The following is a 10,286-nucleotide window of genomic DNA, read 5'->3' as shown; positions in this document are numbered from 1 at the left end:
TTCAGAGCATGTCACCCATAAGGGAAACCGCTTTCGGAAAACATGCTCTAACGCAAAATATCGGACAGACGCTTCTGTTCTTTTTCGACGCGCTCGAGATTGAGGCCCGCCAGAAGATCAAGAATATGGGTCTTCATCAGGGCCGCAGCGTCGTCGCTCCTGTGCTCTTCGATGGCATCGACCAGCGCATGATGCGCGTCGCTCTGGCAGGTCGTCTCGCGCCGTTCCCAATAGAGCGAAATGATGAGCGAGGAACGCGGCAGCAGATCGCCGACAAAACCCGCCAGGATCGAGTGTCCCGAAATTTCGGCCAGATGCGTATGGAAAAGCGCCGACAGCATGATCGCCTCGCTGTCGCGTCCGGCATGAAGTGCTTCGTGCTCGTCATGGAGATGCTGGCGCAGCTGCTTGACCTGCTGGGGCTTGATGACCTTCGCCGCAAGCGATGCCACCTCCGGCTCGATCAGCAAGCGCGCCTCGAACACTTCGCGCGCTTCCTCGCGCGAGGGTTCGGCAACGAAGGCACCGCGATTGGGTTCCAGACGCACCAGCCTGTCATGCGCCAGCGCCTGCAGGGCGGAGCGAACAAAGGCACGGCTGACGGAATAGATCGTCGCCAGCTCGTCCTCCGGCAACTTGGTGCCCGGAAGCAGACGATGGCTGACGACCGCCTCGCGCAAGCCGTTATAGACCGGAAGCCAACGCACATTCCCGCCGTTTTGGTCTGTCATGTTCGTCGCAGCCAGGTTCATCATCATCCAGTAGAAGCTGTTCAAATGGCAGATGCAATCGGTCGATACTGCATCCGCAAATCCTCTATCAATTTCCTTACATATCGAACACAGGTCCGGCGAGTGTCAACAATGTCGCGAGTTTTGATGCACAAACCCGACTGAAATCATCTGAACGTCAATTCTGGGGCGAAAAAGGTTCAAAAATACCTTGAAAATCCTTCATTCGCGGCAGCTGATAGCCACCCAGTTTCGATGTTTTCAAGCCGAGACCGACAAGGCTTTCACACAGTTTCACCGCACAGGTCACGCCGTCGATGACCGGCAGCCCATGCTCCCTGGACAGAGAAGCAGCAAGGTCGGCCATGCCCGCACAACCAAGCACAATCGCTTCGGCATGGTCTTCCCGAATGGCCTTCGCGATCTCGTTCGAGACCTTGTTGCGCGCGTCTGATCCCGGAATTTCGAGGTCAAGTACGGCCACGTCGCTGGCCCGAACACGGGCGCAACGCGACATGAGACCATAGCGGGACAGGTTATGCTCGATTGCAGGCACCGAACGCGACAATGTGGTGACAACGCTGAACTTTCCGGCAATGAGGCTTGCCATGTGAAAAGCCGCCTCGCCGATGCCGATCACCGGCATGGTTCCGGCACAGCGCGCTGCATCAAGGCCGGTATCGTCGAAACAGGCAATGACGCAGGCATCGGCGGTAGGGCGCTTCTGCATTTCCCCGATCATGCCAGGAATGGCAAAAACCTCGTCGAAATATCCTTCGATGCTCGGCGGACCGTCGGCGGGATTGCTCGCGATGATTGTCGTGCCGGCACCTGCCACGCTGCGTGCAGCCTCGCCGATCTTGTGCGTCATCGATGCAGTTGTATTGGGGTTGATGACAAGTATTTCCATTTTCCTCGAACCATCGAAATATTTGTTTTCGTTCTGGATGGTCCAGAGCGTCTTTCGGACGCTCTGCCTAGTCTGCAATACCGGCGGTCAGATTTCCCCGCCCAGATAGAGTTTCGCGACGCGATCATCCGTCGCCAGTTCTTCCGAATTACCGGACAGGACGATCTTTCCGGTCGTCAGGGCATAGGCGCGCTGCGAGATGCGGAGCGCCATGCGTGAATTCTGCTCGACCAGAAGAACGCTCACCTTTTCGTCGCGGTTGATGGCGACGATGGAGCGGGCGATATCCTGCACCAGTTTGGGTGCGACCCCGAGAGATGGCTCGTCCAGCAGCAAAAGCTTCGGTTTGGCCATGAGCGCGCGCCCGATGACCAGCATCTGCTGCTCGCCGCCGCTCATTGTGCCTGCGGCCTGCGAATAGCGTTCCTTCAGGCGCGGGAACCGCCCCAGAACCATCTCCAGCGTGTTGGCGATATCCGCCTTGCTGGAACGGGTGAACGCCCCCATCATCAGATTGTCACGCACGCTCATATAGGGAAAGACGCGGCGGCCTTCCGGCACCATGGCAATCCCCATCTTGACGATCTCATCCGACCGGGTGCCGTCGATCCGGCGGCCCTCATAATGGATTTCGCCCTTGCGGATCTTTTTCAGCCCAGTGATCGCCCGCAGGATCGAGGATTTGCCCGCACCATTTGCGCCGATCAGCGCGACTGTCTCTCCCTCCTGAACGCTCAGCGAAACGCCTTTCAGCGCATAGACGTGATCGTAATAGAGTTCGGCATCGGAAACTTTGAGAAGCTCTGCCATGGTCAATATCCAATCGTTTCGTCTTCTGCGCCGAGATAGGCTTCGATCACCTTCTCGTTTTCCTGGATCTGCTTCGGCGTTCCTTCCGCGATCTTCTGGCCGAAATTGATGACGACGATCCGGTCGGAAATATTCATCACCGCCGGCATGTCATGTTCCACCAGCAGCACCGTGACACCCCGGTCACGGACCGCCCGCACCATTTCCACCGCCTTGACGGTTTCGTCATGGTTCATCCCGGCAAAGGGTTCATCCAGAAGCAGGATTTTCGGCTCCGTGGCGAGACCGATGGCAATGCCAAGCGCCCGCAAGTGACCATGCGGCAGGTTCTGCGCAACCTCGTCCCGCTGCTTCCACAGGCCGAGAAACTGCAGGATTTCATCGGCGGAGCGTCCGAATTCCTCCTGATCCCGGCGAGCAAGGCTTGACCCCACATAGCAGCCGAGGAAACTCGCCTTGGCGCGCAGATGGTGGCCGACAATCACATTGTCGCGCACTGTCATGCCCTTGAAGATCGTCGTTTCCTGAAAGGTGCGCACCACGCCCTTTCGCGCCACGATATGCGGTGCCAGACCGGAAATGCGTTCGCCCTTGAAGCGGACTTCCCCGGAGGTGGGCGTGAGAAATGAAGCGATCAGCTTGAACAGCGTGGATTTGCCCGCGCCATTCGGCCCGATGACCGACAGGATTTCCTTTTCACGCACCGAAAAGGAGACATCGTTGACCGCCACCAGACCGCCGAAACGTTTGGTAACGCTTTTGACTTCCAGAAGATCGCTCATGATCCTGCTCCCTTCTTTCCGGTCAGTCTGAGGCTGAGAAGCCCGTTAGGCAGGAACAGCATCAGGATGATGAGAACGCTGGAGAAGATCAGAAGCTGGAACTTGCCGGTCTGGAACAGGAAGTCCCAGCCGAAATAGAGGACGAAGGTTCCAATGATCGGACCGAAGACATAGCCAAGCCCGCCCAGGAAGCAGTTGAGCATGAAATTGACCGAGTCCGTGACGGTGAAGCTCGACGGATAGATCGACTGCGAGATCGCCACGAACATCGCACCGCCAAGCCCGCCAAGGAAGGACGAGATCGCATAGGCCAGCACACGCAGATTGGTGATGTTGACGCCAATCGACGAGGCAAGCTCCTCATTTTGCTGCAACGACTGGCAAAGACCACCGATGCGCGAATTGATGAGGCGATAAAGCCCCGCGAAGCACAGCACCATCAGCACAATGGATACGAAATAGAAGGCCGCGCGCGGGTTCTGCAATGTTGCGAAATCCGGCAGGATGGTCAGGCCGAAAAGCGATATGCCACCCGGCATCGGAATGCTGACCATGCCCTTGGCGCCATTGGTGATGGGCAGCGCCATCGCCAGAAGACGGGCAACTTCGGTCAGAACCAGCGTGACCATGGCGAAATAGACGCCGCGAAGCCGCAGGATCGGAATGCCGATCAGGATGCTGGCGAACGCGCAGAACAGCCCGGCCAGAGGAAGCGTCAGCCAGAAGGAGACGCCATATTTCACCATCAGGATCGCCGACACATAGCCGCCCATAAGAGCATAGGCACCCTGGCCGATATTGATGCGACCGATATAGAAGGTGAGCCACACCCCGCCACTGACGATGGAGAGAAGCGCCACCGAAGTGAGCGTATAGTAAAGGTCGTGCCGTCCGGTCGTCTCGATCAGGACCGGAATACCGATGAAGATCAGGGCCAGAAAGGCGGCAACGCCGATAAGCTTTGTTGTCTTTGTCATGATTGCCCCCTCAACCCCACGGCTTGCCCATGAGTCCATTCGGACGGATGCTCAGGAACACCATCAATGCGGCGAAGATGACAAGATAGGTGATGTCGCCATAGGAGCGCAGCACCGTCAGCCCGACGGATTCCATCATGCCAAGGATGAAGCCGCCAGCAATGGCACCGCTCACGACGCCTGCGCCGCCGATCATCACCATCATGAAAGCCTTGATGGAGATGGCGCCGCCGATGCCGGAATTGACGCCGGTAATCGCGACCGGCAACCCGCCCACCAGACCTGCAAGCATTGCCCCCAGCGCGAAGCCGATCATTGAATAACGATCGACATTCACACCCATCAACTGCGCGGCCACGCGGTCCTGGGCAAGTGCGCGCATGGCGCGACCGGGTTTGGTGTATTGCATGAAAAGAACGAAAGCTGCGATGAAGACCACGGCAAGCACACCGATCAGAATGCGGTCATAAGGCATGATCAGGCTGTCGGAGACGAACACGCCATTGACGATCTTCGGCACGCCGCGTTGTTTTTCACCGAACAGAAGCAGGATCACCGCATCGAGGAAGAAAGCGACAGCCGCAGCAAGCAGCATCGTGCTTTCATCGCGTAGACTTCGCTTGATGACCGGCCGGAAGAGAAATTTTTCGATCAGCGCACCAACGATCATCAAAGTGACCGCGGAAGCCAGAAGAGCGACAACAAACGGCAGGCCAAGCTGTCCGTAAACCGTATAGGTGACAAAACCGCCCAGCACATACATCTGGCCGTGCGCGAAATTGAGGACGTTCATGAGCGCGAAGATCAGCGTCAGTCCCAACGCGATCAGTGCATATTGCGCACCCAGATATAGCCCATTGGCTATCACTTGTTCCATGAAGGCAGACTCCCTCGTGCGAAGTGTCGAGCAAACTGCAAGGCAGGCCCAAAACTCCGTGACAGTTCCTGGAGCATTTCCCGTTTGGCATGAGCCATTGGAAACGCTCTAACTGTTTGTTTTAACGCGCATCTTATCCCGAAAACCGCTTCGCACTTTTCGGGATGCGCTCTAGCGATTGGGAGGCCCGAAGCAGAAGTACCCCTCTTCCGCTTCGGGCTTTTCACAGGCCTATCGGTTAATCGACCTGGCCGACGAAAAGCGTTTCAAACTTGCCGTCCTTGTATTCTGTCACAACCATCGGAATACCGAGCTGGCGCTTCTGCGTGAAGGAGGAGGTGCCGACATAGGTCAGCTTGGAACCGTCGCCATCGCCCTTGACGAAAGGATTGGGCGCGGAGAACGTGTCCACCGTCTTCTTGAATTCCTCGACATTGTCGACCGCAGCCGGGTTGGCCTTCAGCGTCTCGACAATGTATTCGAGCGCATAGACCTTGGTGTTGGACTCGTCATTATATTCGCCATAGGCCTTGGTATAACGGTCAACGAATTCCTTCATCACGTCTGATGCAATTTCAGGCGTGGAAGCGCCACCCACCGAGATGAAGCCATTGGCGAGTTCGCCTGCACCTTCTTCCAGAACCTTGGCGTCCTGCGCGGTTTCGGTGGAAATGAAGCCCTGATAACCAAGCTCACGCGCAGCGCGGATCAGCAACGGCGCATTGCCCGGCGCAACGCCCGACAGAACCAGCAGATCCGGCTTCTGCATGACAATCGGCGTCAGAACAGGCGTGAAGTCGCGCGTATCGTTCTGATAGGCATCGTTGGTGGAGACGACTTCAAGACCGAGCGCCTTGGCTGCCTCGATGCCGCTGTCGCGCTGGCTGAGCGGATCGGATTCATTGGCCGCCACAAAGGCCACCGTCTTGATGCCCTTGTTTTCCTTCAGATATTTATAGATCGCCGGGCCGGACTGATAGTTGGCGATCATGCCGAGAACAGCATTGGACGCTGGTGGCGTATAAAGTTCCTTCGGGAAGGAATAAGGGAAATAGATGATGCCCTTGGCTTCCGCCACCGGACGGACGGCAGCGGCGCCGTCATCCACATTCGGACCCACGACGTAGTGAATGCCTTCCTGTGCCATCTTTTCCATGCCGGCGATGGCGCGCTTCGGGTCTTTCTGATCATCGAAGGTGACGACTTTGATCTTGTAGGTATCGTCGCCGATCTTCACGCCGCCCTGCTCGTTGAGCCAGTCGGCACGAACCTGCATCGAGCGAACATTGGATGTGCCCCAGGCCGCCGCAGGGCCGCTGGTGACACCGACGAAACCGATCTTCAGCTCCTTGTCCGCTGCCTGGGAGGCCGACGCGGACATGAGCGCAAATATAGAAACGGCGCCTAGCGCCGCAGTCTTAACAACTGCGCGTCTATTGATCATTTTAGTTCCCCTTACTTAGCTTTACCTTTCCCTCATTTGGCGGAGAAAGGATATTCAAGCTAAACACGCGTTCGAAATATTGTCAACAATCTGAATATTTTTAATGAACGATCTTGGAACGACGCGTCATCAATTCCAGAAAATTTCTGAACGGAAAAAGGCGCGTCGGTTTCCGACGCGCCTATTGAAATGACAAACTGGGAACAGACTAGCTCCGCGCCTGCAACTGCGCGAAATGGGCGAGCATCCGGTTCGGGTCAGCCTTGATGCCACTGAAGAGTTCAAACGCGCCGACCGCCTGAAACACAGCCATGCCGCCACCGTCGAGTACGCGGCATCCGCGCTCCCTGGCAAGCCGGACAAGCGCCGTCTGCAGAGGAAAATAAACAATGTCCGAAACCCAGAGGTGCGGCTGCACCAGCTCAGGCGCAAGCGGCAGACCCGGATGCGCGTCCATGCCCGTTGGTGTTGCATGGACCAGACCCGAAGCCTGTGCCAGAGTCTCCTCCAGATTGGCCCCGGCAATGAAACTGCATTGCGGCTGCACCGAAACAAGCTTGCCAATTACCGCATCGACCTTCGCGGCATCGAGGTCGAAGATGTGGACCTCCCGTGCGCCCATTTCCGCCAGCGCATAGGCAACGGCAACGCCCGCCCCGCCCGCACCGAGCAACACGACACGCTCCAACGATGCATCCGGCAGGCCGCGGCGAAACCCTTCAGCGTAGCCCCACCAGTCGGTATTGTGACCGATGCGCCTGCCGTCGGAAAACACCACCGTGTTGATTGATTGCAGGGCCAAGGCATGGGGCGAAAGTTCATCGACCAGCGCCACCGCAGCCTGCTTGCAGGGATGGGTGATATTGAGCCCGGCAAATCCTGCAGCTTCGGCCTCCGCGACAAGGGCCGACAGATCGCGTTCCGAACGCCCGTTCTCGGCGATGTCGATAATGTCGTAGCGATAGGCCAGCCCGGCGGCCTCGCCTTCCCGCATATGCATTGCCGGCGAAAGCGAACGTTGAATGTTTGCGCCGATCAGACCCACATGCACACGACGTTTGGTCACTTCACTTATCAATTCTCATCTCCGCAGGATCGGACGACATGTCGATCCTCGTTATTCCGGGCTTTTCAAAAGAGCGATGATCGTATCGCTGATCAGGCGGCGATGCCGTGCCTTCACGTCGGACGCCATCAGATCGGTGCCGAAAATCGCGCCGAACGTATGTCTGTTGGACACACGAAAGAAGCATTGCGCACTGATCAGCATGTGAAGGTCGAGCGCGGAAATGCGCCGTTGAAAGATGCCCTGCTCGCGCCCGCGCTCAAGGATTTTCTCGATCGTTTCCAGAATGGTTACATTCTGGCGCGACAGAACATCGGAGCGTTCCATATGTTCGGCGCGGTGAATATTTTCCACCGCAACGAGCCGCACGAAATCCGGATTGGCATCGTCATGGTCGAAAGTGCTTTCCACCAGACTGCGCATGGCGGATTCCGGGTCCTGATCGTCGAGCGACAGTGAGCTTTCAAGCGTGCGTATCTTGCCATAGGCCCGTTCCAGCACGGCGAGATAAAGCCCATCCTTGCTGCCGAAATAATAGTAGATCATGCGCTTGGACGTGCGGGTCTGCGCCGCGATTTCATCCACGCGCGCGCCGGAGAAACCCGATGCCACGAACTCCCGCGCCGCGACATCGAGAATATTCTCGCGCGTTGCGTCAGGATCGTTCTTGCGCGGCTGCGCCTTGGCGAGTGCCTTTGCCATAGTCCTCCCCCTTCAGCGTTCAGAGTGCCACAGCACTTTTTGGCATGCCCGCCGGACGCATGTATCGCCGCAGCGCCGCAATGCGGAAGATCGCATTGGCTGCGCCATATCCCTTGTAGCCTCGCCTCTGCACGACTTCGAAAAAGAAGCCCTGATCGTCGGTCGGGCTGTAAAGCTGGAAATATTCGCCGCTCTCGTCGCGATCATAAAGCACGTTCGCGGCCTTGAGCCGGTCGGTGAATTCCGGATCGAGACCGAGACGTGCTTCCAGATCGTCGTAATAATTCGGCGAGATTTCCAGCGTATGGAAACCGTTGTCGCGCAAAGCCGCAGCCGTCGCGAAGATATCATCCGTCGCAAAGGCCAGATGCTGGATGCCCGACCCGAAGGTCTCGGCAATGAAGCGACCGGCCAGCGTGCGACGGTTTTCCGCGCCGTTGAGCGTGATGCGCAGCGTTCCCTCGTCGTTTTCCACCACCTGACTGCGCACGACACCGCCCGGATCGACGATGTCGACCATGGGCGACTTTCGCGATTCCGTAAGCGAAGTATAGAAAAGCAGCCAGGTCAGAAGTTCATCGAACTTCATCGTCTGGGCAACGTGATCGATATGGGTGAGACCAACACTGGTCCCTGTATCATTGCCTGCAACCGGCTCGAACTCGATATCGAAGATGCGACCGAGATCGGTCTTCTCATCGAGGAAATAGACCAGCCCGCCGCCAACGCCACGAATGGCGGGCATACCGATTTCGCCCGGATCGAGCGGTTGCTCAAAACTTTCCGCGCCCATGGCCACTGCGCGGGCATGGGCCTCAGCCGCATCGTCCACGACAAGCCCCATGGCATAAGCAGCAGTGCCGTGTACTGCATAGGCCGAGCTGGCGAAGCCGCGCGTATCCGTATTGATGACGAGGTTGATGTCGCCCTGCCGGTAGAGCGCAACGTCCTTCGTGCGATGCTTGCCAGCGAGTTTGAAGCCCAGCGCACCAACTGCGGAAACCAGCCGTTCGGCATCATCGGCATGGGTGGCAAACTCGACAAAGCCGACACGGTGCACCTTTGCGCGGGGCGGCATGGCAGCAACCGTCAGCTTGTTGTCCGGCTCGACCCGGCGAACCTGATCGCCAAGATAGATCAGCGAACGGCGTCCGTCGGCGGCGATGGTGGCTGGCGATCCGCCACGGAACTGGTCGTTGAAGATTTCGAGCGAGAAATAACCGTCATAGCCGGTCGCAGCCACCGCACGCATGAAATCCAGCACCGGCAGGTCGCCCTCGCCCGGCATGTTGCGATAATGGCGGCTCCAGTAAAGCAGATCCATATCGATCAGTGGCGCGTCGGCCATCTGGATGATGAAAAGCTTGTCCTTCGGAATGGAGCGGATCGAGTTCACGTCGATCTTGCGCGCCAGAGTATGAAAACTGTCGAGGATAAGGCCGACATTGGGATGATCGGCGCGGCGCACAATCTCCCATGCATCGCGATGGTCGCTGATATGGCGACCCCAGGCGAGAGCCTCATAACCGACACGCAGATTGCGCCGTGCCGCTCTTTCGCCAAGCTCGCGAAAATCGTCCGCCGCGCGGTCGATGCCACCAATGGCAGCTGGCGACACGTTGGAGCAGACCAGAACGAGATCGGTGCCCAGCTCCTGCATGAGGTCGAACTTGCGTTCCGCCCGATCGAAAGTGCGGCTGCGCAAAGGCTCCGGCATGCCTTCAAAATCACGGAATGGCTGGAAAAGTGTGATCTCCAGGCCAAGGTCGCGCGCCATCTGGCCCACCTGACGCGGGCTTTCGTCAAAGGTGAGAAAATCGTTCTCGAAAATCTCGACCCCGTCGAAACCGGCTTTGGCGATGGCCCCCAGTTTCTGCTGGAGATCGCCGCTGATGGAGACGGTTGCTATCGAAGTCTTCATGTCACACTCCTGTCTCCGGCCAGACCGGAGTCCACTGGCGGTTCCGGACAAATCGGCCCGGAACCA

General features: G+C 57.8%; 10 protein-coding genes. All 10 read right to left on the bottom strand.

Translation table 11 applies throughout. The features are described 5' to 3' along the window. Positions 1-47: 47 nt before the first annotated feature. Positions 48-752 carry a GntR family transcriptional regulator gene (locus tag OHI65_RS04395; protein ID WP_029928696.1) on the bottom strand — a complete coding sequence of 235 codons (705 nt, stop codon included), beginning with the start codon at positions 750-752 and terminating at the stop codon, positions 48-50. Between the two features lie 157 nt (positions 753-909). Further along, a complete protein-coding gene (locus tag OHI65_RS04390; protein ID WP_012093691.1) occupies positions 910-1,641 on the bottom strand; it encodes an aspartate/glutamate racemase family protein in 732 nt (243 codons plus the stop codon). 87 nt (positions 1,642-1,728) lie between these two features. Beyond that, positions 1,729-2,451: an ABC transporter ATP-binding protein gene (locus OHI65_RS04385; protein WP_010660572.1), complete on the bottom strand. Its 723-nt coding sequence runs from the start codon at positions 2,449-2,451 to the stop codon at positions 1,729-1,731. Between the two features lie 2 nt (positions 2,452-2,453). Further along, positions 2,454-3,233, bottom strand: coding sequence for an ABC transporter ATP-binding protein (locus tag OHI65_RS04380; RefSeq protein WP_012093692.1), 780 nt, complete (start codon positions 3,231-3,233; stop codon positions 2,454-2,456). After that, entirely contained in the window at positions 3,230-4,210 is a 981-nt protein-coding gene (locus OHI65_RS04375) for a branched-chain amino acid ABC transporter permease (RefSeq protein ID WP_012093693.1), read from the bottom strand. The genes OHI65_RS04380 and OHI65_RS04375 overlap by 4 nt, the downstream gene beginning before the upstream one ends. Positions 4,211-4,220: 10 nt before the next feature. Then, the gene (locus OHI65_RS04370; protein ID WP_264358742.1) at positions 4,221-5,087 is read right to left on the bottom strand and encodes a branched-chain amino acid ABC transporter permease; all 867 of its coding nucleotides are present in this window, start codon (positions 5,085-5,087) and stop codon (positions 4,221-4,223) included. Between the two features lie 238 nt (positions 5,088-5,325). After that, a complete protein-coding gene (locus OHI65_RS04365) occupies positions 5,326-6,531 on the bottom strand; it encodes an ABC transporter substrate-binding protein (RefSeq protein ID WP_010660568.1) in 1,206 nt (401 codons plus the stop codon). A 208-nt stretch (positions 6,532-6,739) separates the two neighbouring features. Beyond that, positions 6,740-7,606, bottom strand: a complete 867-nt coding sequence (locus tag OHI65_RS04360) for a shikimate dehydrogenase (protein ID WP_413541916.1) — start codon at positions 7,604-7,606, stop codon at positions 6,740-6,742. A 42-nt stretch (positions 7,607-7,648) separates the two neighbouring features. Continuing rightward, entirely contained in the window at positions 7,649-8,299 is a 651-nt protein-coding gene (locus tag OHI65_RS04355) for a TetR/AcrR family transcriptional regulator (protein ID WP_010660566.1), read from the bottom strand. 19 nt (positions 8,300-8,318) lie between these two features. Continuing rightward, positions 8,319-10,220 (bottom strand): bifunctional sugar phosphate isomerase/epimerase/4-hydroxyphenylpyruvate dioxygenase family protein, encoded by a 1,902-nt coding sequence (locus OHI65_RS04350; protein WP_012093695.1) that lies wholly within the window; start codon positions 10,218-10,220, stop codon positions 8,319-8,321. Positions 10,221-10,286 lie beyond the last annotated feature (66 nt).

This window comes from Brucella sp. MAB-22 (genome assembly GCF_025908475.1).
GTDB lineage: Bacteria > Pseudomonadota > Alphaproteobacteria > Rhizobiales > Rhizobiaceae > Brucella > Brucella anthropi.
The sequence above is the reverse complement of the archived record's forward strand: the minus strand, read 5'-3'. Positions and strand labels throughout refer to the sequence as shown.